Origin of the sequence: Agrococcus sp. HG114, from assembly GCF_024723325.1 — a bacterium.
In the GTDB taxonomy this organism is placed as follows: domain Bacteria; phylum Actinomycetota; class Actinomycetes; order Actinomycetales; family Microbacteriaceae; genus Agrococcus.
The window spans coordinates 1-632 of the sequence record NZ_JANQCH010000263.1; the positions used below are offsets into that span (position 1 = coordinate 1).

Sequence of the window (632 nt, forward strand, 5' to 3'; positions counted from 1 at the left end):
GTGCGGCGCAGCACGAGCGCGCCCGCGTCGTCCTCGAGCACCGCGGGGTAGCGCTCGGCGAGCAGCGCGTCGAGCACGTCCTCGGCGTCCAGCCGGAAGGTGACGCGGTGCGGCCCGGACTGCGCCGAGCCGAGGGCGGCGAGCGCCCGGTCGACCGCGATCGTGCGGATGAGCTGCGCGTCGTCGCTGCGCGCCTGCGATCGCGCGCCGCCCTCGGCGGCCGGGTCGACCGGCCGCACGCGCAGGCTCCCGAACCGGGCGGCCGCGTCGCGCACGAGGTAGGCGACCGGCTGCGGCACGCCCGTGAGCGAGATGCCGGCGAGGAACTCGAGCACGCTCTCGGCGCTCTCGCCGCCGGCGAGCGCGCCCGCGACGCTCTGCGCGGTGATGCGCCACTGCGACGCGATGCCGGCGCGCTCGAGCCGCGCGATGCGGCGCAGGCGCGCGTCGACGGCGGCGCGCAGCGGCCCCGGTGCGACGGCCGAGAGGTCGGGCTGCAGGTAGACGGATGCGGTGTCGGGCGGCACGTGGGCGGCGAGCGCCGCGCGCGCGGCGGCCGGGTCGTCGAGGGCGTCGACCGCGAGCGTCGTGAGCGCGCCGCGGTCGGCGAGGCCGAGGCGGTGCGCCTGGCG

General features: G+C 79.7%; 1 protein-coding gene. It reads right to left on the minus strand.

The features are described 5' to 3' along the window. On the minus strand, nucleotides 1–632 hold a 632-nt coding region (locus NWP09_RS13140; RefSeq protein ID WP_258275929.1), incomplete at both ends, for a helicase-associated domain-containing protein.